The sequence below is a fragment of the Azospirillum oryzae genome (assembly GCF_008364795.1).
In the GTDB taxonomy this organism is placed as follows: domain Bacteria; phylum Pseudomonadota; class Alphaproteobacteria; order Azospirillales; family Azospirillaceae; genus Azospirillum; species Azospirillum oryzae.
Genome location: NZ_VTTM01000002.1, coordinates 974,129 through 999,446 on the forward strand (window position 1 = coordinate 974,129; position 25,318 = coordinate 999,446).

18 protein-coding genes are annotated in these 25,318 nt (G+C 69.0%); 15 read left to right on the top strand and 3 right to left on the bottom strand.

Going from position 1 to position 25,318, the window contains the following annotated elements; genetic code table 11:
* Window positions 1–30: 30 nt before the first annotated feature.
* The 13 genes from FZ938_RS10630 to FZ938_RS10690 all read left to right on the top strand — a co-directional run bounded on the left by FZ938_RS10630 (window position 31) and on the right by FZ938_RS10690 (window position 17,185).
* Window positions 31–801: a hypothetical protein gene (locus FZ938_RS10630; protein ID WP_149198449.1), complete on the top strand. Its 771-nt coding sequence runs from the start codon at window positions 31–33 to the stop codon at window positions 799–801.
* The gene (locus tag FZ938_RS10635; protein ID WP_149198450.1) at window positions 798–2,954 is read left to right on the top strand and encodes an MFS transporter; all 2,157 of its coding nucleotides are present in this window, start codon (window positions 798–800) and stop codon (window positions 2,952–2,954) included. Before FZ938_RS10630 ends, FZ938_RS10635 begins: the two co-directional genes overlap by 4 nt.
* A 5-nt stretch (window positions 2,955–2,959) precedes the next feature.
* Window positions 2,960–4,039, top strand: coding sequence for an ABC transporter substrate-binding protein (locus tag FZ938_RS10640; RefSeq protein ID WP_149198451.1), 1,080 nt, complete (start codon window positions 2,960–2,962; stop codon window positions 4,037–4,039).
* Window positions 4,040–4,049: 10 nt separating this feature from the next.
* A complete protein-coding gene (locus tag FZ938_RS10645) occupies window positions 4,050–4,841 on the top strand; it encodes a GNAT family N-acetyltransferase (protein WP_149198452.1) in 792 nt (263 codons plus the stop codon).
* Between the two features lie 73 nt (window positions 4,842–4,914).
* A complete protein-coding gene (locus FZ938_RS10650; protein ID WP_149198453.1) occupies window positions 4,915–5,730 on the top strand; it encodes a hypothetical protein in 816 nt (271 codons plus the stop codon).
* Window positions 5,727–7,154 (top strand): HAMP domain-containing sensor histidine kinase, encoded by a 1,428-nt coding sequence (locus FZ938_RS10655; RefSeq protein WP_149198454.1) that lies wholly within the window; start codon window positions 5,727–5,729, stop codon window positions 7,152–7,154. The genes FZ938_RS10650 and FZ938_RS10655 overlap by 4 nt, the downstream gene beginning before the upstream one ends.
* Window positions 7,155–7,163: 9 nt before the next feature.
* On the top strand, window positions 7,164–9,317 hold the full coding sequence (locus tag FZ938_RS10660) for a PP2C family protein-serine/threonine phosphatase (protein WP_149198455.1): 2,154 nt from the start codon (window positions 7,164–7,166) through the stop codon (window positions 9,315–9,317).
* 104 nt (window positions 9,318–9,421) lie between these two features.
* Entirely contained in the window at window positions 9,422–9,760 is a 339-nt protein-coding gene (locus FZ938_RS10665) for an STAS domain-containing protein (protein ID WP_085089672.1), read from the top strand.
* A gap of 74 nt (window positions 9,761–9,834) precedes the next feature.
* Complete coding sequence (locus FZ938_RS10670; protein ID WP_149198456.1) at window positions 9,835–10,236, top strand: response regulator; 402 nt, start codon at window positions 9,835–9,837, stop codon at window positions 10,234–10,236.
* 250 nt (window positions 10,237–10,486) lie between these two features.
* A complete protein-coding gene (locus tag FZ938_RS31360; protein WP_281399719.1) occupies window positions 10,487–11,899 on the top strand; it encodes a BON domain-containing protein in 1,413 nt (470 codons plus the stop codon).
* A 244-nt stretch (window positions 11,900–12,143) separates the two neighbouring features.
* Window positions 12,144–12,752 carry a TetR/AcrR family transcriptional regulator gene (locus tag FZ938_RS10680; RefSeq protein WP_149198457.1) on the top strand — a complete coding sequence of 203 codons (609 nt, stop codon included), beginning with the start codon at window positions 12,144–12,146 and terminating at the stop codon, window positions 12,750–12,752.
* A 42-nt stretch (window positions 12,753–12,794) separates the two neighbouring features.
* Window positions 12,795–14,069 carry an efflux RND transporter periplasmic adaptor subunit gene (locus FZ938_RS10685; protein WP_149198458.1) on the top strand — a complete coding sequence of 425 codons (1,275 nt, stop codon included), beginning with the start codon at window positions 12,795–12,797 and terminating at the stop codon, window positions 14,067–14,069.
* A complete protein-coding gene (locus tag FZ938_RS10690; RefSeq protein WP_149198459.1) occupies window positions 14,066–17,185 on the top strand; it encodes an efflux RND transporter permease subunit in 3,120 nt (1,039 codons plus the stop codon). Before FZ938_RS10685 ends, FZ938_RS10690 begins: the two co-directional genes overlap by 4 nt.
* A gap of 20 nt (window positions 17,186–17,205) precedes the next feature.
* On the opposite strand, the gene FZ938_RS10695 is transcribed toward FZ938_RS10690, so the two are convergent.
* Complete coding sequence (locus FZ938_RS10695; protein WP_149198460.1) at window positions 17,206–17,670, bottom strand: hypothetical protein; 465 nt, start codon at window positions 17,668–17,670, stop codon at window positions 17,206–17,208.
* A 246-nt stretch (window positions 17,671–17,916) separates the two neighbouring features.
* On the opposite strand from FZ938_RS10695, the gene FZ938_RS10700 reads away from it, so the two are divergent.
* Window positions 17,917–19,905 (top strand): PAS-domain containing protein, encoded by a 1,989-nt coding sequence (locus FZ938_RS10700; protein ID WP_246457383.1) that lies wholly within the window; start codon window positions 17,917–17,919, stop codon window positions 19,903–19,905.
* A 169-nt stretch (window positions 19,906–20,074) separates the two neighbouring features.
* Entirely contained in the window at window positions 20,075–20,287 is a 213-nt protein-coding gene (locus tag FZ938_RS10705; RefSeq protein ID WP_149198461.1) for a hypothetical protein, read from the top strand.
* Between the two features lie 84 nt (window positions 20,288–20,371).
* On the opposite strand, the gene FZ938_RS10710 is transcribed toward FZ938_RS10705, so the two are convergent.
* A complete protein-coding gene (locus FZ938_RS10710; protein WP_149198462.1) occupies window positions 20,372–23,875 on the bottom strand; it encodes an indolepyruvate ferredoxin oxidoreductase family protein in 3,504 nt (1,167 codons plus the stop codon).
* Between the two features lie 258 nt (window positions 23,876–24,133).
* On the bottom strand, window positions 24,134–25,171 hold the full coding sequence (locus FZ938_RS10715; RefSeq protein WP_149198463.1) for a response regulator: 1,038 nt from the start codon (window positions 25,169–25,171) through the stop codon (window positions 24,134–24,136).
* Window positions 25,172–25,318 lie beyond the last annotated feature (147 nt).

Sequence of the window (25,318 nt, forward strand, 5' to 3'; positions counted from 1 at the left end):
TGCATCACCAATTCGTCATGTAGGGCTGCGATGAGGCTGGGCGGCGTGCTGGCCTTGCGCACGGGCGCCGTCATTGCCGCGACGGTGGCGACGGCGGTTCTACTGTCCGTCGCCCTGTCCGGGCTGAAATTCGAACAGAAGCTGCGCGAGGTCACGACGTCCCGCCTGACGGTGGTGGCGGACGAGATGAGGCGGCGGGTCGAATACGGGCTGACGCTCGGGCTCGACCTGTCCGAACTGGTCGATCTGCAGGCGCAGGCCGAACGCGCCGCCTCCGGCGAGGAGATCCTCGGGGTGGAGGTGGTGGACGACCGCGGCATCGTGCTGTTCGCGTCCGACCGCAACAGCGTCGGCCGCCCCAGCCCGATCCATTGGAACGAGGACCCCGGAAGCATGCTGCGCCAGCGCGTCGACGGCGACGTGCTGGTCATCGGCACCGGCGTGCGCAACAGCTTCGGCCAGACGGTGGGCGAGGTGATCCTGCGCTCCTCCCTCACCGGCCTGAAGGCGCGGGTCGCGGCGGTCGAAGGCGGGCTGCGCTTCGGTACCCTGGTCCTGGTGCTGATCGCCGCACTTGCGACATTCGCCGCCGTCTTCGTCGTCGTGCGCCAGGGCGGCGGTCGCCGCGGACTGGCCGCCGGCGCGGCACCCCTGGGCGTGGTGCGCGACCGTCTGAACCACGGCATCGCCGACGCCGACCGGGCCATCGAGGACCTGGAGCGGGAGTTGGATGCGATGGCTCCCCTCGGCATTCCATCGGTGAACATGGCATCGCCGATGCCGAAAGGGGCCGCGCCATGACCGGAAAAGGACAGTCCAACGCCGCGAAGGCCGCGCCGGACCGGCAGCGCGACCCGATCAGCGCGCTGGTGCTGCGGCTGACCATCGTCACGGTGGCGGTCCTCCTCGTGGCGGCGGGGGCGGCGTCCTGGCTGTCGTTGCGCAGCTTCGACCCGTTGTTCCAGCCGGAACTCGCGCGCAAGGCGCAGACGGTCGGCGGCCTGCTGGCGGTGCAGATCGACCGCGGCCTCGGCGTCCGCATCCCGCTGGACCGCATGGCCGGCCTCGACGCCCTGCTGGCGGCGGAAGTCGATCGCCACGACGACATCGCCTACATCGCGGTGACCGATCCTGCCGGACGCATCGTGGCGACGGCGGGCAAGCCGCTCGCCGGGCTGTCGTCCGTGCCGGCCGACCGGCTGTCCGGCCCCGCCGACGGACGGCTGGTGAGCGGCTTCGTCGATGTCGAGAACCCGCTGGGTGGAACGAATGCTGCGGCCGGCGCGCTGCATGTCGGCATCGACAGTGCCTTCCTGGCGAAGGCCTCCACCGATCTGGCGCTCGACGTGCTGTCCGTGGTCATCGTCTCCGTCCTGCTGATCTTCGAAGTGCTGCAGCTGGTGGTGAATCTCGCCATGCGGCGGGTGCTGACCCTGCGGCTGCTGGCCGACCGGGCGGAGGAGGGCGATTTCCGCGCCACCTTGCCGGTGATTCCCGAACCCGCCGGAACGCAAGCTGCCGGGGCAAATGACGACCGCGCGCTGGAGGGCGGCGTGCGCGCCGCGCTCGACAGCGTGAATGCCCGCCATGCCGGCCTTGCCGCGCGGGTGGCGGACCTGCGGCGGCGGCTGGGCAACGACGATCCGCGGGTCGACCGGGCGGAGGCCGGGCTGGCGGCGCTCGCCAGCCGTTTCCGCTTCCGCGATCCGCAGTCCGCGACGCCGCCGCCGACACCGCTGAACCTCGTCTTCCTGCGTCTGCCGGTCTTCCTGTTCTGCCTGTCGGAGGAGCTGTCGCGACCCTTCCTGCCGGCCTATGCCAAATCCTTCGCCGGCGAGGTGCCCTGGCTGACGCCGGACATGGTGGTCAGCCTGCCGATCACGCTGTTCATGCTGATCTGGGCGCTGTCGCAGCCGGGCGGCGCGCGCTTCTCCGAACGCTGGGGCAGGGCGCGTTCCTTCACCATCGGGGCGCTGCTCGGCTCCGTCAGCCTGGCGCTGACCGCCTATGCCGACTCGCTGTTCGAACTGATGCTGTGGCGCTGCCTGACCGCGCTCGGCTACGGGTTGGTGCTCATCACCGCGCAGGGCATCGTGGTGGACCACACCACGCCGCGCAACCGGGCGGCCGGCATGGCGATGTTCATCGGCGCCCTGCTGGCGGCCGGCGTCTGCGGTCCGGTCGGCGGCGGCATCATCGCCGATCAGGCGGGCTTCCGCGCCACCTTCCTGCTGGGCGCGGTCCTGGCGCTGGGGTCCGGCCTGTCGGTCAGCCTGCTGCTCCTGCGTGGCCGTTCGGCGGCGCGTCCGGCCGGCGCCGCGCCGCGTCCGGCGATGGGCAGCGCGCTGCCGCTGTTCCGCGATTTCCGCTTCTCCGCCCTGATGGTGCTGAGCGCGATCCCGACCAAGATCGCCTCCACCGCCTTCCTCTTCTGCCTCGTGCCATTGCTGCTGACCGCCGACGGTGCCACCAAGGCGGAGATCGGCCGGGTGCAGATGATGTATTTCGTCGCCTTCATCCTGGTGTCGCCGCTGGCCGCCAGCCTGTCCGACCGCTGGCAGGCGCGGCGCGGCTTCATCGCCGCCGGCGGCATCGGCACGCTGGCCAGTTGCCTGCCCATCGTCGCCACCGAGGCGCTGTGGGGGCCGCCGCTGGCCATCGCCCTGTTCGGGCTGTCCCAGGCGCTGGTCGGCGCGCCGCAGCTGACGCTGGTCTCGCAGATCGCCCGCGAGGGCGGCCTGCAGGAGACCGCGGCCATCGGCTGGTACCGGCTGATCGAGCGGCTCGGCGGCGCGCTCGGCCCCGTCACCGCGATGGCGGTGGCGGTCGCCACCTCCTACCGGGAGGCGATGCTGGGCATCGGCCTTCTGTGCGGGGCGAGTGCCCTGCTGTTCTGGATTCTCTTTCGCACCGGCCGGCCGGCCACCCCGGCGACCCGGCCGCAGGAGGCTTGACCGCGATGAGCGCTAACTTCTTCGACGAGGACGACCTCCTCCGCATCCGTCGCCGTTCGCTGCTGCGGCTGGCCGCCGGTGGGCTGGCGCTGCCGGGCCTGCCGCTGGCCGGCAACTCGCTGATCGGGTCGGCGCTCGCCGCCGCTGTGCCGGACAGGACCTTCCGCATCACCATGGTGCTGGGTCGCGGCGAGAGCGACAATGAATATGGCTTCAAGGACTATCTGGCCCGCCGCGGCCTGAAGGTCGACTACACCATCCGCAACACCGGCGGCGACACCGCCAAGCTGCCGGGCATCATCGAAGAGATCAAGGATACCCGTCCCGATCTGATCTACAGCTGGGGCACGCCGCAGACCCGCGGCCTGATCGGTCCGTTCGACCAGCCCGATCCGCGCAAATACGTCACCGACATCCCGGTCGTCTTCACCTTCGTCGCCGCCCCGGTGGATGCGAAGATCGTACCCGACCTCGCCCGTTCGGGGCGCAACGTCACCGGCACCATCCACATCGCCCCCATCGCGGTCCAGTTGAACACCATCCAGGCTTACCGTCCGATCAAGCGGCTGGGCGTCGTCTACAACCCGCAGGAACGCAACTCCGTCCTCACCATCGAGGGGCTGCGGGCGGAGACGGCGTTGCGCGGGCTGGAACTGATCGAGGAGCCGGTGCCGCTAAACGACCGGGGCGAGCCGATTTCCGCCGCGGTTCCCGACGCCATCGCCCGCGCGGCGCAGCGCGGGGCGGAGATGCTGTATATCGGCCCCGACACCTTCATCGCCTTCCACAACCGCAGCGTCGTGGCGGCGGAGGCGTTGCGGCTGCACCTGCCGACCTTCTCCGTCACCGAGCTGATCGTGCGCACCGACAAGGCGATGCTGGCGCTGGCGAGCAGCGCCTACGGCATCGGCCGCTTCACCGCCTTCAAGGCGGCGCAGATCCTGCTGGACGGCGTCAAGCCGGCCGAAATCCCGGTGGAAACGCTGAAGCGCTTCTCCGTCATCATCAACATGGCAACGGTGCGGTCGCTGGAATATTACCCGCCCATCGGCCTCCTAAATTTCGCGGAAATCATCGAATCGTGAGTGGCGAATTATGAGCGTCCTGCCCCCCGTCCCCCTGCCGTTCGGCGCGATCCCCTTGCGCGGCGACGCCGCGCGCGCGGTCGCCGCCGTCCGCCTGCGGGCGCTGGCCGCCAACCTGCCGGACGGGCTGACCGTCCGCATGATGGACCTGGACGATTCCAATCTGCTCGCCGACTTCCGCGTCCGCGTGGTGGCGACGCTGGAGGACCCCGACCATTACCGCATGGCGGGGGAGGTCGGGAACTTCGTCGCCGACCATCTGGGCGACCGCGGCCTGACCGCCGGCATCTTCCGCAAGGGCGCGCTGGTCGCCTATGGCGCGCTGGGCCTGCCGTCGGCCGCCGATCCCAACCGGGGCCGCGATCTCGATCTGCCGGAAGCGGAGCTTCCCTGGGTCGCGCACATGTCGTCGGCGATGGTCGATCCCTCGGAGCGCGGGCGCGGTTTGCATCACCGCCTGATCGACTGGCGGATCGAAGTGGCGGAGGCGCTCGGCCGCCGGCATCTCGTCACCACCGTCAGCACGCGCAACCACCGCAGCTGGGGTCATCTGGCGCGGCACGGCATCTATCCGAAGCGGCTGGTCCGCGTCGGCGGCGATCTGGTGCGGCTGCTGGTCCACCGCGATTTCACCGTCGACCCGGTCTTCGACACCGCCAGTGCCGAACTGGTCGCGGTGGAGGAGCTGGCGTCCCGCTGGGACGTGTTCGATCGCGGTCATGTCTGGGGCCGCGTCGCGGTGGGCGAGGGAGCGTCGCAACGCTGGTACGCACTGTGCGGCCGGGAGCGCGATCCGCGCTGATTGGGCCGCGCTGATTGGGTGGCGCTGATCGCGCCGATGCGGATCGGCGTGTGGCCGGAGGGAGAGGACCGGGATGGGATCGGGCAGTTTCGGGGCGCGGCTGGCGGCGTTCGTGGCGGTGGCGGTGTTCGTCGCCGGCCTGTCCGCCGTCGTGCTGTGGACGCGCGAACAGGCGCGCCGCCTGGACGAGGCCGTGACCTCCCAGGTCGGCTTCGTGCTGAGCGAGGCGAAGACCTCGCTCGAAACCCAGCTGAACCTCGGCCTGGCGCTCGGCGACCTGCCGCAGGTCGATGTGCTGCTCGCCCGCGCCCGTGCCGCCCTACCGGGCATCCAGTCCGTCGCGGTCCTCGACGAGGCCGGCACCATCCTCTTCTCCACCAACGCCGTGGAGGTGGGGGAGGCGCTGCCGCCCCGCGCGGCATCGGCGTCCGACGGTCCCGAAAGTGACGTCAGCGGCTTCTGGTCGGAGGAGCGCGGGGCCGAGCGGGTCTATGGCGTCGGTCTTGCCACCAGCTTCGACACCGCGGCCGGCAGCGTCCTGGTGCGCATGCCGTCCGGCGCGATGGCCGAGCCGATGCGCCATTATGCCCTGACCCTGTCCATCGGCGCGGTGCTGATCGTGCTGCCGCTGGCCCTGGTCGGCTGGCTGGCCGGGCTGGGGATCGCCGCCGGGCCGCGCCGCTCGCTGGCCGAACTCGCCGCCGCCCTGGAAGGGCTGGGGGAGGGCGCGACCGCTGTTGCCGCCCCATCCGCCGCCCGGATCGACACCCGATCCACCGCCCAGGCCCTCGGCCTGCCCGCACCCGCCTTCGCCGATGCGGTGCGGCGGCGCCTGACCATCCTCGACGAGGCGGAGCGCGAAGTCGCCCGTCTGGACGAACTCGCATGACATCGCGCAGCCACCGCTCCTTCATGCTCGGCATTCCCGCGGTCATCCTGCTGGCGGCAGCGCTGGCGATGGCCGGGGTCGGGCTTCTCGGCACCTGGCTGGCGCAGGAGCAACTGGGCGAGGCGCGGGCCGCCAAGGCCGCCGCGGTGGCGGAGGCGATGCAGCACGATCTGGAGCGCGCCATCGGCTACGGCATCCCGCTTCCGCGGATCGAGGGAGTCGGCGCCTTCCTGCAAGGCATCGCCGACCGCAACCCGGATATCGGTTTCCTGGCTCTGACCGGCGCCGACGGCCTGCTTCTCCAATCGGCGGCCAGCGGCGGCTCCCTTCCCGACCGCAAGGAGATGGAGACGCTGGTCGGCTCGCTGCGCAGCCTGCCGACGCCGGAGACACGCGCCGCGACCCTCCAGCCGATCGAACGCGATGGTTTCCTGATCCTGCGCCTGCCGGTGCGTATCGGCCGCCTGTCTTCGGAAGGCGGTGGCGGCGGGGTGGGGCAGCCGCCCGCCGGCCATGTGCTGGTGGGGGTGCAGCCCGGACAGGTGCGCGGCCAGATCGCCGGGGAACTTGCGACCGTGGCTCTCGGCGGTCTGGCGGTCCTGCTGCTGCTGGCCGAGTTGGCCGGCGTGCTGGCCCGTGCCAGCTTCCGCGCGCCGCTGCGCCGGCTGGCCCGCGCGATGGAGGAGGCAGCGGCCGGCCGTTTCGCCACGCTGCTGGGCCGCCGTCCGCGCGATCAGGTCGGCCGTCTGCTCTTCTCCTTCAACGCCCTGGTCTTCGGCCTGCACGAGCGACGCCAGCGCTTCGCCGCCCATGCGGAGGAGGTGCGCGCCGCCGTCTTCGACCCGGAGGTCGCCGAGGCCGTCGACCGCACCCGCCGCTCCGCGCTGGAGGCGCTCGGCTCCGGTCTTGAGGCCGCTCCCCGGCGCGAGGTCGATTCCCGCGCCGACGACATCCATTCCTTCGCCCTGCTGGCTGCGACCTCCGCGGCGATGCTGGCACCGGGCGCCGGGGACCTGTCCGGCGGCATGCTCGCCGCCCTGCCGGCGGTCGCGCTTGCCGGTCTGGCCGCCGGTTACGTGATTCCCGCCCGGCTGCGCCGGATCGCCGCTCTGCTGACCGCGCTGCTTCTGCTGGCGGCGGCGGTCTCGGCGATCGCCGCGCCGTCTGGGTCCGCTCCGGCGTCCGGCTTCCTCGGCGCGCTGTCGGGAGGTTTCGCCGGCGGGCTGGCGCTGTCCTATGTGCGGCATCAGGCCGGGGACGGTGGTCTTCCATCGATCCTGCGGGCGCTGGCGGTCGGTGCCTTGGCCGCGCTGCTTTGGGCGGTGGCGGTCGATTGGGATGGCGGGTTGCTCGCCGCGTCGGCCATGCTTCCCGCCGGGCTGGCCCTGCTGCTGGCGCGGCCCATCGTCGTTCCGCGGAGCTGAGAGACCCCCATGCTGCTCCAGACCCGCATTATCCTGTTCGTGCTCGCCACCGTCACCATCGTGGCTGGCCTGCTTCTCGGATTCGCCGCGCTGCGAGAGGACGCCGCCGACCACCGTGCTCGCGAACTGGAATTGGCACGGCTCGAAACCTCCTGGCAGCTCGCCGTCTCGGGTGCCGTCGGCCGCATCGACCAGGGCCTCGGCCGGTTGGCCGGCGACGCAGAGATCGCCCGCGCGGTGGAGGTGGAGGAGCGCGGCGCGCTCGACCGCCGGGTCGCCGCGCTGGGGATTCTCGCCGCCCCCGCCACCGGCGGCATCACCGACGTCAACCTGCTGTCGAAATCGGGCGACCTGCTCTACAGCAGCGATCCGGCATTCGATCCGGCGCCTCTGCTCAATCGCGGCGCGCTCGATGCCATCCTGTCCGGGCAGAAGCTGGCGCGCGGCGTCCGTCTGGTCGATGGCGAGCGTCTGGTGGTGGTGGCCGGCGTGCCGATCTATGCCGGGACCGGGGCCGGCGGCGGCGCGGGAAGCGGGGCCGGCGTCACCGGTGCGGCGGTGGCAGGCTTGGATTTCGTCGCGGCGCTCGACGTGCTGCGGCGGACCACCGGCGGGCGCGTCTTCGCCGTCAGCCGCAGCGGTGCCGCACTGGATGGCGAGACCGATCCGCTCTGGCCGGCGGTGAAGCCGCTGGTCCGCCCGGCGGAGCGCAGCATCGCCCATGTCGCCGACGGCGGGCGCCGCTACGCGCTGGCCAGCCTGCCGGTCGCCGATCTCGCCGGCGGGCGCGTCGCCACCGTGCTGATCGCCACCGACGTCACCCAGGCGGTGGAGGAGCAGGCACTGTGGTCGGTCGCCTATGTCGCGGCGGTCGGGCTGGTGCTGCTGGGCGCGCTGGGATTGCTCTACGGCTTCCTGCGGCGGAACTTCTCCACGCTCGACGGGGCGGTGAAGGCGCTTCAGGACCTCTCCCACGGCCGCGTCATGGGCTATGTCGAGCTGCCGGCCGGCAATGACGAGATCGGCCGGATCGCCGGCGCGGTGGAGGTCTTCCGCGGCGTGATGCGCGAGATTGAGCGCAGCGCCGGCCAGCGCGAACGCCGCCTGCGCCGCCAGCAGCGCTTCATCCGCCGCCAGATGGAGGCGCTGGCGGTCACGCTGGAGGAGGACGCCCGCCAGACGCTGTTGGAGGAGCTTCGCCAGATCGAGGCGGAGACCCACGACACCCAATCCGCGCAATCCAAGGGGGTGGGCGACGAACTTGGCCTGCTGGCGCTGGGCTTCTCCCGTCTGGCGACGCGGGTCAGCACCCAGCAGGTGCAGCTGACCCAGATGGTGCGCGACTTGCGCGAGGCCTTGGAAGACAAGCGCCGTCTCATCAGCCTGCAGCAGGAGCTGGAAATCGCCCGCACCATGCAGCTGACCATCCTGCCCCAGGTCTTCCCCGATCTGGCCGAGCTGGACATCGCGGCGCGCATGATCCCGGCCAAGGAGGTCGGCGGCGATTTCTACGATTTCTTCCCGATCTCCGAGCACAAGGTGGCGCTGGTCATCGCCGACGTGTCGGGCAAGGGCATCCCGGCGGCCTTCTTCATGCTGATCACCCGCACGATGCTGCGCGCCATCGCCGAATCGGGCGTCGGCCCGGCTGAGACGATGCGCCGGGTCAACAACCTGCTGGCGGCGGAGAACGAACAGATGATGTTCGTCACCGTCTTCTATGGCGAGCTGGACCTGCGCACTGGCGTGCTGGCCTATTCCAACGGCGGCCACAACCCGCCGCTGCGCATGACCGCGTCCGGGACGGTGAAGGAGCTGGAGCGCACCCCCGGCATCGCGCTGGCCGCCATGCCCGACATGCCATTCGGCGAGAAGAGCCTCATGCTCGACACCGGCGACATGGTCTTTCTGTTCACCGACGGCGTCACCGAGGCGTTCAACGGCGAGAATGTGATGTATGGCGACCCCCGTCTTGCCGCCGCGGTCGCCGGCCAGTCCAGCGCGTCCGCCCGCGACGGGCTGGACGGGGTGCTGACCGACGTGGCCCGGTTCACCGCCGGTGCGCCGCAGTCCGACGACATCACCTGTCTCGTCCTGCGCTGGCGCGGGGCGGCGGACGCTCCGGTGTCCGCCCTGGCGGCGCTGTCCGATCCGGTCGCCTGACGGCGGCGGCCGGGAGGAATCATTCGCTGCACCGCGAATGCATCGTCGGGCGACTGCCGACATGGTATAAGCACCAATGTGGTAATACGAGGCGAGGGCAGGGTATGAACATCACCGAACAGTCGGTCAACGGCGTCACCGTTCTGCGGGCGGAGGGTCGGATCGACAGCGGCAATGCCGGCGAATTCGAATCGGCTCTGCTGTCGGCCATCGGTGCCGAAGGCACGCGGCTTGTTGTCGATATGGCCCAGCTTTCCTACATCAGTTCAGCCGGGCTACGTTGCCTGCTGGTCGCCGCCAAGGCGGCACGGACGAAGCGCGGTTCGATCGCCCTTTCGGCCATGGCGCCGCACATCCGCGAGGTGTTCGACGTCAGCGGCTTCTCGTCCCTGTTCGAGATCCACGCCGACGCGGCTGCGGCGGTCGCGGCACTCGGCGGGTGAGGGGATAAGGGGGCGGGCTTCCGCCGGCCGTTGCCGGCTTTTCGATAAGGCGGTTCCCAAAAGGAACCGGGTGCATGATGGGAAGTGCCATTCGGCCCAACATCCTGGTCGTCGAGGATTCTCCGGCCGTCCGTTTGTCCGTTGCCGGCTATCTGGAAGGGCGCGGTTTCGAGGTGACGGAGGCGGAGAACGGACGTGCGGCCATCCGCGCGCTTGACCGCCGCAGCTTCGACCTGATCGTCACCGACGTGCTGATGCCCGAGGTCGACGGGATCGAACTGATCAAGGCCGCGCGCAACGCCCAGCCCGAGGTGAAGATCCTCGCCATGTCCGGCGGGGCACCCAACATGCCGGCGGGCTATCTGCTGAAGATGACGCGCATGTTCAATGCGGATGAGATCATCTACAAGCCTTTCCTCAACGAAGAGTTGGGAGCCGCGGTTGCCCGTCTGCTCGACCAGCCGCTGCCAAATTAAGCAGATCGAGGCGTCTGCCCAATAATGGGGCGCAAAAGAAAACGGCTTCGGTGCATGAAGCGCCGAAGCCGCAAGTGATGCGTGGAACCAACCGCTCTCCACCACGCAAGTACCGTGCCAGAACTCTCGGGATCGCCGGGGGCCGGCTGCTGAAAATCCGGAACGCCGTTTGACCGCTCCTGTTGTTCGGGGAAGGACGGGCGCGCCCACGCCATGCGTGACGCGAAGCCCGCACTCCAAGAATCCGGAAATGAGGGAGCCGACCACGATGGCGCAGTATGAGAATCGGTGGCGGGGCGAAGGCCGCGACTGGCGCGACGACGACCGGGAGCCGAACCGGCATCGCGACTGGGGCGAGGGGCCGCAGCGCAGCGGCGTCTATGGCCAGGACGACGACCACCGTCACGAAAGCATGTATCGTCCGCAGGCCCACCGCCACCAGGACGACCAGGGCCGCAGCTACCGCGATGCCGGTTACGGCGGGCACGTCGGCAACGAATCCGGCAGCTACGGCCGCGAGTCCCGTTTTGACAGCGACGACCGCCGTGGCGATACCTCCCGCGAGACGGAACGAGTTTATGACCGCAACTTCGGCGGCGGCCGTGACATGAACCGCGGCGGCTACGGCGCCGGCTATGGCGGGCGCTCCGGCGGCAGCGGTTATGGCGGCTATGCCGGGGCCGGCAATGCCGGGACCGAGGGCAACTATACCAGCCGCGACATCGGCAGCGCCGATTACCGAGACCGCGATTACGGCGTGCGCCCCTATGGCGAGAACGACCGCGGCGTGCGTGGCCGCGGCTCGCTCGGCTATGGCGGGCGGGAGTATGGCGAGCGCGACGATCGCAACCGCGATTACGGCTCGCGCGGCTATGGTTCCCAGGGTGGCTATGGCGTCGGCTATGGGTCTGACGACCGCAACCGCTCCTGGGGCGAGGACCGCGGCACCATGTTCCGCGGCGGGGAAGGCCGCCGCGATTATGGCGGCGGCTATGCCGACGACCGGTACGAGCGCCGGGGCGACGACCGTGGCCGGAACCGCGATCGCGGCTTCTGGGAACAGGCCGGCGACGAGATCGCCTCCTGGTTCGGCGACGACGATGCCGAGCGGCGCCGCCACGAGGACGAACGCCGTGCCGCCCAGCATAGAGGCCGGGGCCCGCGCGGCTACAGCCGTTCCGACGATCGGGTGCGCGAGGACGTCAGCGACCGCCTGACCGACGACGCTTATGTCGACGCCTCCGACATCGAGGTGACGGTCAGCGGCGGCGAGGTGACGCTGACCGGCATGGTCCCCGACCGCCACACCAAGCGCCGCGCCGAGGATGTCGCCGAATCGGTGTCCGGCGTCACCCATGTGCAGAACAACCTGCGCGTCCGCAGCCAGACCGGAAGCCAGGGCGGCACCGGCTGGGGCAGCTCCACCGGCGCCGGCGCCTCCGCCATGGCGACCGCGGGCAGCGGCACCACCTCTGGATCGATGTCCGGAACCACCGGCGGGCATCAGGGCTCCGACACCACCACCGGCACCGCCGGCGGGCTGGGTGCCGGCACCAGCGGCGGCCCGGCCGGCGCCTCGGCGGGTACGGGGTCGATGGCCGGCTCCACAACCGGCGTGACCGGCTCCAGCGGCACCGGCCGCTCTCCCACCACGCGGAGCTGACCGGCAGGCATCGCATGCTGCCGCAAGGGCGCGAAGACCGGCCTCCCAGGCATCTCCGCCTGGGCGGGTCGGGCTTCGCGCCCGTTTCATTAGGGGACGGCGCCTGCCGCGGTGACGCCGTCAGTCCGTTGCCGGGCAAGGGTTTTCCACAGATGACGTGGAATTCATTTTTCTTGGAGACTGGTTCCTTGACACTCTAAGGATCTCGACTATCGTCAGTTTTTGAAACCCGTGAGTTCCATTCATGCCTCTTGATGCGGAAGAGATACCTGACTGGCGCGCTCGCCGGCGCGAGGTGATCCTCAACGCCGCGGCGGAGCTGTTTGCCGGCCGCGATTACGCCTCCGTCCAGGTAGAGGAGGTGGCGAAGCGGGCTGGCGTGGGCAAGGCCACGCTCTACCGCTACTTCCCCTCCAAGGAAGAACTGTATCTGGAATCGCTCGAACGGGCGCTGGGTGGGCTGGAGCACAAGCTGAACGCCGAACTGGCGCCGCAGCAGGTTCCCGCTTCCGTTCGCCTGTCGGCGATGGTCTCCGCCCTGGTCGATACGCTGAGCGAGCAGCTGCAGACGCTGAAGCTTCTGGGCGGCGATCAGTCCGATCTGGCCGACCGCACCCGCCGCATCCTGCGCCGCCGCAGCCAGCGCAGCGCGACGGCCCTGCAGCAGGTCCTGGCGGATGGCATGCAGTCGGGCGAATTCCGCAAGATCGACCTGGAAATCGTTCCGTTGCTGATCATCGGCATGGTCCGTGGCGGGATCATGCAGGTGGGCGACCGCCCGCGCGAGGCGCTGGAGCGCTCCGTCATCGATCTTCTGATGTCCGGCATAACCAACCTGCCCCCCTTCATATAAGCGTTTGCCGGCCACAGGCTCCGGCGTTTGGAGTCCCATCCGATGAGACGGTTTTTCCTGGTCCTGCTGATCGCCGCGCTGATCGGCGGCGGCGGGTACTACTGGTATGCCTTCCACAATGCCGGGGCAGGTGGCCATAGCACGGCGGGGAATGGGCCGAACTTGCAGGCGCAGGCATCCGCCCGCACCGTGCCGGTGGTGACCCAGACGGTGGCGGTGCAGGCCGTGCCGGAACAGATCGTCACCATCGGCAGTGTCCAGCCCATCGCCGCCATCGCGATCAAGGCCCGCGTCGACAGCGTGGTGGATACGGTTGCCTTCACCGAGGGACAGGAGGTGAAGGCCGGCGACACGCTGTTCACGCTCGACAGCCGCTCTCTCGACGCCCAGCTGCGTCAGGCCCAGGCCAATCTGGAGCGCGACCGCGCCAATCTGGACAAGGCCAGGGGCGACGTGAAGCGCTATGGCGAGCTGGTCCGCACCAGCGCCATCTCCCGCACCACCTACGACGCCGCCGTCGCCACCGCCGATGCGCTGGAAGGGACGGTGAAGGCCGACCTCGCGGCGATCGAGGCGGCGAAGGTGTCGCTCAGCTTCACCCGCATCACCGCGCCGATGGACGGCCGCACCGGCACGATAACCGCCAAGGTCGGCACCATGGTGCGCGCCGCCGACGCCAACCCGCTGGTCACCCTGACCCAGCTGCGCCCGATCAACGTCTCCTTCAACGTCCCGGAAAAGCATCTGCCGGCGATCCGCGCCGCAATGGCCGCCGGATCGCTTCCGGTCACCGCCAGCATCGCCGGCGGCCACGGCGAGAAGGCCCAGGGCAAGCTGTCCTTCGTCGACAGTCAGGTCGATCAGCAGACGGGCACAATCCTGGTGAAGGGCGAGTTCCCGAACGCCGATACCCGGCTGTGGCCGGGCCAGTTCGTCGACACCGCCCTGACCCTGCGGGTCGAGCAGGACGCGCTCACCATCCCCGATCTGGCGGTGCAGACCGGCCAGAAGGGCCGCTTCGTCTATGTCGTCAAGGCCGACGAGACGGTGGAGGTCCGCCCGGTCACCATCGAGCGCAGCCACGGCGGCCTCAGCGTCGTCGCCTCCGGCCTGCAGGCGGGGGAGCGGGTGGTGGTCGACGGCCAGTCGCGCCTGTTCCCCGGCGCCAAGATCAGCGAACGCGCCGGCAAGCCGGCCGCTCCCACGGCCGAAGGCGGCCGGCGCCAGGGCTCCGCCGCCCAGGGTTCCGCCGCCAAGGGCTCTGCTGTCGAGGAGACCGCCGGTACCCGGACGCAGACCGCCGGGGGTGCGACGTGAACCTCTCCGAACTCTGCATCCGCCGTCCGGTGATGACCATTCTCCTGACGGCGGCCCTGGTGCTGAGCGGTCTGGCGGCCTACCGCCAGCTGCCCACCGCGGCGCTGCCTCGGGTGGATTTCCCGGTCATCAGCGTCAGCGCCAGCCTGCCCGGCGCCTCGCCGGAGACGATGGCGGCATCGATCGCCAGTCCGCTGGAGCGCGAGTTCTCCACCATCGCCGGCATCGACACCATCACCTCGAACAGCACGCTCGGCAGCACCAGCATCACCATCCAGTTCGTGCTGGAACGCGACATCGACGCGGCGGCGGCCGATGTGCAGGCGGCCATCGCCCGCACCCAGCGCCGGCTGCCGGCGGAGATGACGACCCCGCCCAGCTACCGCAAGGTAAACCCGGCCGACCAGCCGATCCTGTTCCTGTCGCTGAACTCGCCGACCCTGCCGCTGGCGCGCCTGAACGACATCGCCGAGACGTTGATCCAGCCCAAGGTCGCGACCCTGCCGGGCGTGGCCCAGGTGCAGATCTACGGCTCGCAGAAATATGCGGTGCGGGTACAGGTCAACCCCAACGCGCTGGCCCTGCGCGGCATCGGCATCGACGAGCTGCAGAAGGCGCTGGCCGCCGCCAACGCCAACACGCCCGTCGGCACCCTGACCGGCCAGCAGCAGCAGCTGGTGATCGCGGCCAACCCGCAGCTTCCCGATGCCGACGCCTTTCGCCAGCAGATCGTCGCCTACCGCAACAACGCCCCCGTGCGGCTGGGCGACGTGGCGAAGGTGCTGGACAGCGTGGAGAACGACCGAACCGCCAGCTGGCTGAACGGCACCCGCAGCATCATGCTGGCGGTGCAGCGCCAGCCCGACGCCAACACCGTCGACGTGGTGGACCGTGTGCGCGAACTGGTGCCGGTGTTCCAGGCCCAGCTTCCGGCGTCGACCGCCATCCAGGTGGTAAACGATCGGTCGCAATCGATCAGGCAAGCGGTGGAGGACGTGCAGTTCACGCTTGCCCTCACCATCGTGCTGGTCGTTCTGGTGATCTTCCTGTTCCTGCGCCGACTGTCGGCGACGCTGATCCCGGCGCTGGCCGTGCCGATCTCGCTGATCGCGACGGCGGGCGGCATGCATCTGCTGGGCTTTTCCGTCGACAACATCTCGCTGATGGCGCTGACGCTGGCGGTCGGGCTCGTGGTGGACGACGCCATCGTCATGATGGAGAACATCGTCCGCTACGTCGAAGAGGGGATGAAGCCGTTCGATGCCGCGATCAAGGGCTCGCGCGAGATCGGCTTCACCATCCTGTCGATCACGCTGTCGCTGGTCGCGGTCTTCATCCCGATCCTGCTGATGGGCGGCGTGGTCGGGCGGCTGTTCCACGAATTCGCCCTGGTCGTGACGATGGCGATCGCAGCCTCGGCCTTCGTGTCGCTGACGCTGACGCCGATGATGTGCTCGCGCTTCCTCACCCATGCCCATGACCAGAAGGAGAACTGGTTCGGCCGCACGCTGGAGGCGGGCTTTTCCGCCCTGCTGAACGGCTATGGCCGCACGCTGCGCTGGACCTTGCGCCACCGGCCGCTGATGGGGCTGGTGATGATCGGCACCATCATCGGCACCGTCCTGCTCTATCAGGCGATCCCCAAGGGCTTCTTCCCGACCGAGGACATCGGCCAGATCTTTGTGACGACGGAGGCGCGGGCCGATATCGCCTTCCCGGCCATGGCGGAACGGCAGCAGCAGGTCGCCGCCATCGTCAAGGCCAACCCGGCGGTGGTGGACGTCATCTCCTCCGTCGGGACCGGCGGCAACACCGGCAACATGGGCCGCATGTTCATCACCCTGAAGCCGCGCGACGAGCGTCCGTCGGCGACCGAGGTGATCCAGCAGCTTCGCCGTCAGGTCGCCGGCATCCCCGGCATGGCGGTCTACATGCAGCCGGTGCAGAACCTGCGCATCGGCGGCCGGTCGTCAAAGAGCCTCTACCAGTACACCATCCAGGGCCTGGATCTGGACGAGCTGTACCAGTGGTCCGACCGGCTGGAGCAGGCGCTGCGCGGCATCCCGATCCTGCAGGACGTGACCAGCGACCTTCAGCTAAACAACCCGCAGGCCTATGTCCACATCGACCGCGAAAAGGCGGCGACGCTGGGCATCGGCGTCGATCAGGTGCGCTCGACCCTCTACAGCGCCTTCGGCCAGCGGCAGGTCTCGACCATCTACACCCCCAGCAACGATTATCAGGTGCTGATCGAGCTGGAGCCGAAATACCAGGGCGACGACAGTTCGCTGTCGCGCATCTATGTCCGTTCCGCCACCAGCGGCAAGCTGGTGCCGCTCGACGCCTTCGCGCGGGTGGAGCGCACGGCCGGCCCGCTGGCGGTGGCGCACCAAGGGCAGCTTCCCGCCGTCACCCTGTCCTTCAACCTGGCCCCCGGCGCCTCGCTTGGGCAGGCGGTCGACCTGATCCGCGGGGCGGAGCGCGAGATGGGGCTGCCCGCCACCATCACCACCGGCTTCGCCGGCACCGCGCAGGTGTTCCAGGATGCCCAGTCCGGGCAGGCCCTGCTGCTGGCGGCGGCGGTGCTGGTGATCTACATCGTGCTGGGCGTGCTTTATGAAAGCTTCATCCACCCGCTGACCATCCTGTCGGGCCTGCCCTCGGCGGCCATCGGGGCGCTGGCAACGCTGATTCTGTTCGACACCGAACTCAGCGTCATCGCCATCATCGGTATCCTGATGCTGATCGGCATCGTGAAGAAGAACGCGATCATGATGATCGACTTCGCGGTGGAGGCCCGGCGCAACGGCATGGCGGCGCGCGACGCCATCGAGCAGGCCTGCCTGCTGCGCTTCCGCCCGATCATGATGACCACCATGGCGGCGATCATGGGCACCCTGCCCATCGCCATCGCCCACGGTGCCGCCGCCGAACTGCGCCAGCCCCTGGGCCTCGCCGTGGTCGGCGGGCTGTGCGTGTCGCAGGTGCTGACGCTCTACATCACGCCGTCGCTCTACCTCTACATGGAAGATTTCGGCCACTTCGTCGGCAACCTGTTCCGCAGCCGCAAGGCGGACGTGCCCCATGGCCCGATGCCGGCCAGTGGGGACGATTGAGGCGGCAACAGGGGGGAGGCTTACACCGCGATCTGCGTGACCATCGGCGTGTTCACCCCGGCATCGGCGCGGCGGTAGGCGTCGATGGCCTCCGACCAGGGTTCGATGGTCAAGCCACTGCCCATGGCTTCCTGATGGATGCTTTGCGCGACATAGCCGGCATTGGGAAGTGCGTTCAGCGGCACCGGCCCGCCATTGACCGGTCCGGCGTTCTCATCCGCACCGCCGATGGCAAATCCGCCGGTCGAGCTGGCCGACGATTTCGCCCGTGTCGCCGTCGAGTCGGCATCGGCGCGCCCGCTGCTCTGCAGGGCGTCGCCGGTCGCCTCGGTGCCGTCCTTGCCGCGTTTGCGTTCCTCCTCGCCTGGGATGCGGCGGATCGGCTGGACCGCCGCGGCGTCGCTCGCCAGCATCTGACGCAGCTTCGCGAGGCCCGCGTTGGGCGACGCGCCGGTCGGTGCGGGAAGGGCGGCCAGTCCGGACAAGGGGCGGTTACCTCAGAACTGCCAATGGGAGACGGAGTAGTGATGCATCGCTCAAGCAGTATCGCTCATCCGGCGATCTTGCACAAACCACCGGCGATTCGAAACAGGGTAGTGCGGCAAAGGTTCCGAAATACTTAAAATGCCCCACAAATGTCCCCGGATTGCGACTCCATGGCGCAGAGGAGAACTCGGCAGGAGTGAATGGGGCTGTTACAGTAGCCCGTTCGATAGCGGACCAGCAAAACGATGGATGGCGCGCAGACCTTGCCAGCCCAGATTCCCGACCTACCGACGACCCGTCCCCTTCCTGGTGACGGACCTGGGCCGGAGCCCGCGGCCGGCGACGATCTCGCCGTGCTGGCTTTGGAGCAGATGGACCAGGGCGTCATGCTGGTCGATGCCGACCTGACAGTGCGCGTCATCAACGGCCGGATGTACGAGATGTTCGAGGTGCCGCGCGGCTACATTCCCGGCGCCGACTATGCCCGTATCGTCCGTTACCTGGCCCAACGCGGCGAATACGGTCCCGGCGACCCCGAGGCCATCGCCGCCCGCCATCTGGATCGCGCGCTCCGCGCCGACCCGCCTCTGTACGAGCACCGCCGCCCCAATGGCCGGGTGCTGGAGGTGCGGACCCGCCCGACCTCCGGCGGCGGCTTCGTCCGTACCTACTCCGACGTGACCGAGCGGCGGCGGGCGGAGGACGACCTTGCCACCCAGCGCCACCTGCTGCGCCTGACGCTGGAGAATATGGGGCAGGGCATCGTCCTGCTCGACCGCGACCTGCATTACATCGCCTGGAACAGCAACGCGCTGGACATATTGGGCGTCACCGAGGAGGTGATACGCGCCAACCCGGCGTTGCCTGATCTGGTGCGGCACCAGATCGCCAGCGGCATGGTCGGCCTGCCGTCCGGCGCCCCCGACTTCGGCGACGACCTGGACGCCAAGACCGTTTATCTGATGGACCGCATCGGCCGGCCGGAACGGGAGTTCGTCTATGCCCGGCCCCAGGGCGACGGCCGCTTCATCGAGGTGCGGGTGGTGCCGCTGCCGGACGGCGGGCAGGTGCGGACCTTCACCGACATCACCGACCGCCTGATCGCCGACGAGGCGCTGCGCCAGAGCCGCGAGATCCTGACTGGGGTGATCGACGCCATTCCGGCCCTGATCGACGTGAAGGACCGCGACGGCACGGTGCGCCTGACCAACCGCTACTACCGCGAGACCTATGGTCCCGCCGCCGCCCCGCCGCCCGGCCCATCCACGGACCGCGCCATCGCTCTCGACCGGCTGGTGGTGGACAGCGGCCAGGGAGTCCCCTTCCACGAGGACCGCGCCCCCGACGGCGACGGCGCGATGCGCGACTGGCTGACCACCAAGATGCCGCTGACCGACGATGACGGCGAGGTTACCCACATCGTCACCGTGGCACTGGACATCACTGCGAGAAAGCGGGCGGAAGCCGAACTGCGCGACGCCCAGGCCAGCCTGATCCAGGCGGAGAAGCTGTCTTCGCTGGCCCAACTGGTCGCCGGCGTGGCGCATGAGGTGAACACCCCCATCGGCGTCACCCTGACCGCCATCTCCCATCTGGCGGAGGAGGTCGGCCGCATCCGCACATTGTTCGAGGAGAACCGCATCCGCCGCAGCGATTTCCAGGAATTCCTGGACGTCGCATGGGAATCGACGCGGATGATCCTGTCGAACGTGGAGCGCGCCACCGGCCTGATCCAGAGCTTCAAGCAGGTCGCCTCCGATCAGGCCAGCGGCGAGCGCCGCGCCTTCGACCTTGCCGCCTATGTCGACGAGGTCCTGCTGAGCCTGCGCCCCCGCCTGCGCCGCACCCGCGTGTCTGTGGAACTGGACATTCCCACCGGCCTGATCGTCGACGGCTATCCCGGTTCCTTCGCGCAGGTGCTGTCGAACCTGATCATCAACGCCCTGGTCCACGCCTTTGACGAGGGCGAGCCCGGCCGCATCCTGCTGTCCGCCCGCGAGCAGCCGGCCGGCTGGATCGAGATGCATTACGCCGACGACGGCAAGGGCATCCCCGCCGACATCCGCTCCCGCATCTTCGACCCCTTCTTCACGACCAAGCGGGGCATGGGCGCCAGCGGCCTGGGCCTCAGCATCTGCGCCAACATCATGACCGGCACCATGCGCGGCAGCATCGCGCTGGAGGACGGCGAGGGGAGGGGGACGCGCTTCGTGCTGCGGTTTCCGGTGGGGTAGGGGATGGCTTGCTCGGGACCGTGCTCAGGGTGAATCTACCCAGGAATAGTCTACAAGGATTGGCCATCCCCTTGCGAATTCGCAATGCCACCTGCTCAACATACCATTAGACTGCGCTCATATTCCTCATCAATGCCGCGAATCGCGGCACTGGAACGGAGCACACGCCATGGCCTCCCACGCCGACCTGAACGCCCCGATCTATGAGCACTTCAACCCCGGCATCTTCCTGCTTGGGTTGCTCGCGGCAGCGCTGATGCTGCTGATCCTGCCGATCGGCTTCATCTTCCACCCGAGCATCGTCCTCTATGCCGCTCTGCTCGGCACGGCGTTGTTCTTCGTCGCCATCTGGAAGATGACCGCCGGATCGAAGCGTCCCTGATAAAAGAATGCGCCCTCCCCAGCATCACCGGGGAGGGCGCCTTCGCCTCACCTCACCTCACCTCACTGAACGACCCGAACCGCCTCACTCCGCCGCCAGCGGCTGCGGGGTGGCGACCGGGGTGCGGAACGTCTCCAGCAGCTTGGCTTCCTTCGCCTTCGCCGCCGCAACATTGCGAGCCTTCACCGGACCGTAGCCGCGCATCTCCATTGGCAGGGTGGCGATCTCCACCGCCAGAGCCAGCTTCTCGCGGGTCAGGCCGTTCAGCAGCTCGCCCACCACCGCCTCGTAATCGGCGATCAGCTGGCGTTCCTGCCGGCGCTCGGCGGTGCGGCCGAACGGGTCCAGCCGGGTGCCGCGCAGGCGCTTGCCCTTGGCCAGCAGGCGCAGGGCGTGCAGCATCCACGGGCCGAAGGTCTTCTTCTTCGGCTCGCCACCGTCCACCTCGGTCTCGCCCATCACCGGCGGGGCCATGTGGAAGGTCAGCTTCCAGTCGCCTTCGAACATGCGCTGCACATTCTCGACGAAACCGCTGTCGGTGTAGAGGCGCGCCACCTCATACTCGTCCTTGTAGGCCATCAGCTTGAAGTGGGCGCGGGCGACCGCCTCGGTCAGCGCGGTGGAGCCGGGGACCTTCTGCTGCTCCGTCCGGCGGGTCCAGTCGATCAACGCGTGGTAACGGGCGGCATAGGCGGCGTCCTGGTAATCGACCAGGAAGCGGTGGCGGCGCTCGATCACCTCCTCCAGGCTGCCGGACTGGCGGCGCTGGTCGAGCAGCAGCGACGGCGTGGTCTGCACCGCGTCCTGAGGCTTCGCGGCGGCTTCCACCGCGGCCAGATCGACGGCGGCGCGGCGGCCCCACTGGAAGGCGTCGAGGTTCAGCTTCACCGACACGCCGTTCAGCTCGATCGCCTTGACGATCGACTCCTCGGTCAGCGGGATCAGCCCCTTCTGCCACGCATAGCCCATCAGGAACGGGTTGGCGTAGATGCTGTCGCCCAGAAGTGCGGTGGCCAGCTTCGTCGCGTCGAAGGCGTCGACATTGGCGTCGCCGCCGCAGGCCTTGCGGATGTCGCCGACCAGATCGCGCACCGGGATCACCATGTCCGGCTTCTTGATGAAGTCGGCGGTGATGCTGTCATGGGTGTTGATGACGGCGCGGGTGCGGCCGGCGGTCATCTTCGACAGGCCGTCGCCCGCCGCCGCGACGATCAGGTCGCAGCCCAGCACCGCGTCAGCGCCGCCGGCGGCGATGCGGACGGAGTGGATGTCCTCCGGCGAGTTGGCGATGCGGATGTGGCTGGTGACGGCGCCGCCCTTCTGGGCGAGGCCGGTCATGTCGAGCACGCCGACGCCCTTGCCCTCGATGTGGGCGGCCATGCCCAGCAGCGCGCCGATGGTGACGACGCCGGTGCCGCCGACGCCGGTGACATACAGGCTCCAGGTCTTGTCGAAGGCCGGGATGGCGGGGGCGGGCAGGGGGGTGGCGTCGGCCGACTTCGCCTGCGCAGGCTTCGGTTTGCGCAGCTGCCCGCCTTCCACCGTCACGAAGCTGGGGCAGAAGCCCTTGGTGCAGGAATAGTCCTTGTTGCAGCTGGACTGGTCGATCTGGCGCTTGCGGCCGAACTCGGTCTCCTGCGGGATCACCGACACGCAGGACGATTTGGCGGAGCAGTCGCCGCAGCCTTCGCAGACCAGCTCGTTGATGACCACGCGCTTGGCCGGGTCGACCATCTTGCCGCGCTTGCGGCGGCGGCGCTTCTCGGTGGCGCAGGTCTGGTCATAGATCAGGACGCTGACGCCGGGGACCTCGCGCATTTCCTTCTGCACGCGGTCGAGGTCGTCGCGATGCTCGACGTTGGCGTATTGCGGCAGGCCGCTGTTGATGCCGTACTTCTCCGGCTCGTCGGAGACGACGGTGATGCGCTGGACGCCCTCCGCCCGCAGGACGTTGGCGATGGACTGCACGGTCAGCGTGCCGTCGAAGGGCTGGCCGCCGGTCATGGCGACCGCGTCGTTGAACAGGATCTTGTAGGTGATGTTCACCTTGGCGGCGATGGCCTGACGGATCGCCAGGATGCCGGAGTGGAAATAGGTGCCGTCGCCCAGATTGGCGAAGATGTGCTTTTCATCGGTGAAGGCGGCCTGACCGACCCACGGCACGCCCTCGCCGCCCATCTGGGTGAAGGTGTCGGTCGAGCGGTCCAGCCACGTCGCCATGTAATGGCAGCCGATGCCGCCCAGCGCCCGGCTGCCTTCCGGCACGACGGTGGAGGTGTTGTGCGGGCAGCCGGAGCAGAAGGTCGGCTTGCGCACCACGCGGGCGACATGGGCCTTCTGCTTCTCCTGCGCGTCGAGGAAGGCGATGCGGCGGACGAGGTTTTCGTTGTCGATGAAGCGCTGCAGGCGGCGGCCGATCACCACGGCGATCTGGGCCGGGGTCAGCTCGCCGGCGCTGGGCAGAATCCATTCGCCCTGTTCGTCGAACTTGCCGACCACCTTCGGGCGGACGTCGGGGTTCCAGTTGTAGAGCTGTTCCTTCAGCTGGTTCTCGATGACCGCGCGCTTCTCCTCGACGACGACGATCTCTTCAAGACCCTCGGCGAAGTGGCGGACGCCATCGCGCTCCAGCGGCCAGGGCATGCCGACCTTGTAGACGGTGATGCCCCAGTCGGCCGCCATCTCCTCGGTGATGCCCAGCTCGTCGAAGGCCTGACGGACGTCGAGATAGCTCTTGCCAGTGGTGACGATGCCGAAGCGCGGACGCGGGCTCTCCATAACCACTTTGTCCAGCTTGTTGGCACGCGCGAACGCCAGGGCGGCGTACAGCTTGTGCTTCATCAGCCGGTGTTCCTGTTCCAGCGGCGGGTCGGGCCAGCGGATGTTCAGGCCGCCCGGCGGCATCGGGAAGTCGGCGGGGATGATCGGGGACACGCGGTGCGGGTCGATATAGACCGACGCCGAGGTGTCCACCGTCTCCGCGATCGTCTTCATGGCGATCCAGCAGCCGGAAAAGCGGCTCATCTGCCAGCCGATCAGGCCGTAGTCCAGGATCTCCTGCACCCCCGACGGGTTCAGCACCGGGATCATGGCGTGCATGTAGGCGTGTTCGGACTGGTGCGGGAAGGTGGAGGATTTGCAGTTGTGGTCGTCGCCGGTCAGCACCAGCACGCCGCCGTTCTTCGAGGTGCCGGCCGCGTTGGCATGCTTGAACACGTCGCCGGAACGGTCGACGCCGGGGCCCTTGCCGTACCACATGGCGAAGACGCCGTCATACTTGGCGCCCTTGAACATACCGACCTGCTGGCTGCCCCAGACGGCGGTGGCGCCAAGCTCCTCGTTCACGCCGGGCTGGAACTGGATGTGGTTCTTTTCCAGGAACTTACGGGCGTTCCACAGATTCTGGTCGAAGCCGCCCAGCGGCGAGCCGCGATAGCCGGAAATGAAGCAGCCGGTGTTCAGCCCGGCGGCGAGATCGCGCTGGCGCTGCATCATCGGCAGGCGCACCAGCGCCTGGGTGCCGGTGAGGTAAACGCGCCCCTCTTCGAGCGCGTACTTGTCTTCCAGTGAGACAGTTGCGAGCGCCATTCTTCATTTCCTCCCATCGGTCGGCAGCCTGGCAAAATCCTGGACGGAGTGCTGGGGCGCCGATTTGTTCGCTGGGCAAAAAGGTAATGAAGGCTGTCTTATATCGCAACGCCTGTGGCCGGCCGGATCGCAAAAAGCAAGGATCGGCCGGCAACCGGCGGTCTTCCGTAACGGAGCGTATGGAATGCCCTGCCTTGCGGAAATTCCCGCTCCGTTTCCTTCTCGCCCTGAGCCCGCCCAAGCGATATGGGGATGGACTCAGCGGCTGGTGAGGGGGGATTTGCCCGGAGGGGTCGGGCTGCCGCCTTCGGGCCAGCTGCCGAAGTCGCTGTGGCCGCGGGCGGCGAGGGTGCGGACGCTGGCGCGCAACGTGCGGATCAGGCAAAGCGCCACCGCCATCGACTGGGTGCTGCCGTCCGACCCCACCAGCCAGCGCAATGCCGCGGCATGGGCCTGCAGGGCGTCGGTATAGCCCTCGACATCAGGCTCCACCCAGGTGACGCAGGTGGACAGCGACGCGACGATGGAGGACGCGGCGGAATCGCCGGCGGCGGCGATCTGCAGGTCGGACAGGGAGTGGCGCAGCCGGCTGCCGATCGGGTCGGGCCGGTCGATCGCCGCCTCCAGCTTGTCGAGCGCCAGCAGCAGCCGCACCCGCTTCGGATCGTCGCTGCGCATGGTGGCGGCGCTGCGATCCGGCGGTGCCGCCGATGCGGGGACGGTTGAGGGCGGGAAGGTTGAGGGCGGGGTGGGAGGGGGCAGTTGCGCCGCACCGCTTGCCGCCGGGCGCGGCGCCGCGGGCCGGGGGGAGGGCAGTCCGGCGGTGGAAGCGCCACCTTGATCGGCCGGACGCGCACTGTCGCGGCTCGGCTCCGCATTGCCGGTTCGGGCGGCGCCGTCACGGCGGTTCAGAACCGCGTCGATGCGCCGGGCCAGCGTGGCGGCTGGCACCGGCTTGGCCAGCACGGAATCGGCGCCGGCGTCCCAGGCGCTGCGCACGGTGGCGAGGTCGGCGTTGGCGGTCAGCACGATGATCGGCATGTTGGGCCGCAGGCTGCCCGGCGACTGGCGGATCCATTGGATCAGCTGCGCGCCGCCCACCGGCTCCATCACCCAGTCGGTCACCATCAGGTCGAACACCTCGCGCCGCAGGGCGTCCTTGGCCTCCTGCCCGTTGGCGACCGCGGTGATCTGGCCGACGCCCCAAAGCCCCAGCATGTCCTTCAACGCCCGCTGCAGCAGCGGATTGTCGTCGACAATCAGGATCTTGATGGGGGAGGCGGGGCGCTTCGTCATGGAGTGGTTCCGATGATGCGGCTGTGTCTGTCCCCATATCCGCCTCGCCCAGCTCCTTTTCATGGAGGGGGACGGGTAAGCGACCAATGAGACGCCCGATGCGCCGTTGGGTGGACCGGGTTATCCCCTCAGCCGTTCGAAAGGGTA

Excerpts from the sequence above, each read along its gene's own strand:
- FZ938_RS10640 (WP_149198451.1), top strand. The coding sequence starts at position 2,960 with ATGAGCGCTAACTTCTTCGACGAGGACGACCTCCTCCGCATCCGTCGC.
- FZ938_RS10680 (WP_149198457.1), top strand. The coding sequence starts at position 12,144 with ATGCCTCTTGATGCGGAAGAGATACCTGACTGGCGCGCTCGCCGGCGC.
- FZ938_RS10635 (WP_149198450.1), top strand. The coding sequence starts at position 798 with ATGACCGGAAAAGGACAGTCCAACGCCGCGAAGGCCGCGCCGGACCGG.
- FZ938_RS10685 (WP_149198458.1), top strand. The coding sequence starts at position 12,795 with ATGAGACGGTTTTTCCTGGTCCTGCTGATCGCCGCGCTGATCGGCGGC.
- FZ938_RS31360 (WP_281399719.1), top strand. The coding sequence starts at position 10,487 with ATGAGGGAGCCGACCACGATGGCGCAGTATGAGAATCGGTGGCGGGGC.
- FZ938_RS10670 (WP_149198456.1), top strand. The coding sequence starts at position 9,835 with ATGATGGGAAGTGCCATTCGGCCCAACATCCTGGTCGTCGAGGATTCT.
- FZ938_RS10630 (WP_149198449.1), top strand. The coding sequence starts at position 31 with ATGAGGCTGGGCGGCGTGCTGGCCTTGCGCACGGGCGCCGTCATTGCC.
- FZ938_RS10700 (WP_246457383.1), top strand. The coding sequence starts at position 17,917 with ATGGATGGCGCGCAGACCTTGCCAGCCCAGATTCCCGACCTACCGACG.
- FZ938_RS10705 (WP_149198461.1), top strand. The coding sequence starts at position 20,075 with ATGGCCTCCCACGCCGACCTGAACGCCCCGATCTATGAGCACTTCAAC.
- FZ938_RS10655 (WP_149198454.1), top strand. The coding sequence starts at position 5,727 with ATGACATCGCGCAGCCACCGCTCCTTCATGCTCGGCATTCCCGCGGTC.
- FZ938_RS10665 (WP_085089672.1), top strand. The coding sequence starts at position 9,422 with ATGAACATCACCGAACAGTCGGTCAACGGCGTCACCGTTCTGCGGGCG.
- FZ938_RS10650 (WP_149198453.1), top strand. The coding sequence starts at position 4,915 with ATGGGATCGGGCAGTTTCGGGGCGCGGCTGGCGGCGTTCGTGGCGGTG.
- FZ938_RS10715 (WP_149198463.1), bottom strand. The coding sequence starts at position 25,171 with ATGACGAAGCGCCCCGCCTCCCCCATCAAGATCCTGATTGTCGACGAC.
- FZ938_RS10710 (WP_149198462.1), bottom strand. The coding sequence starts at position 23,875 with ATGGCGCTCGCAACTGTCTCACTGGAAGACAAGTACGCGCTCGAAGAG.
- FZ938_RS10660 (WP_149198455.1), top strand. The coding sequence starts at position 7,164 with ATGCTGCTCCAGACCCGCATTATCCTGTTCGTGCTCGCCACCGTCACC.
- FZ938_RS10645 (WP_149198452.1), top strand. The coding sequence starts at position 4,050 with ATGAGCGTCCTGCCCCCCGTCCCCCTGCCGTTCGGCGCGATCCCCTTG.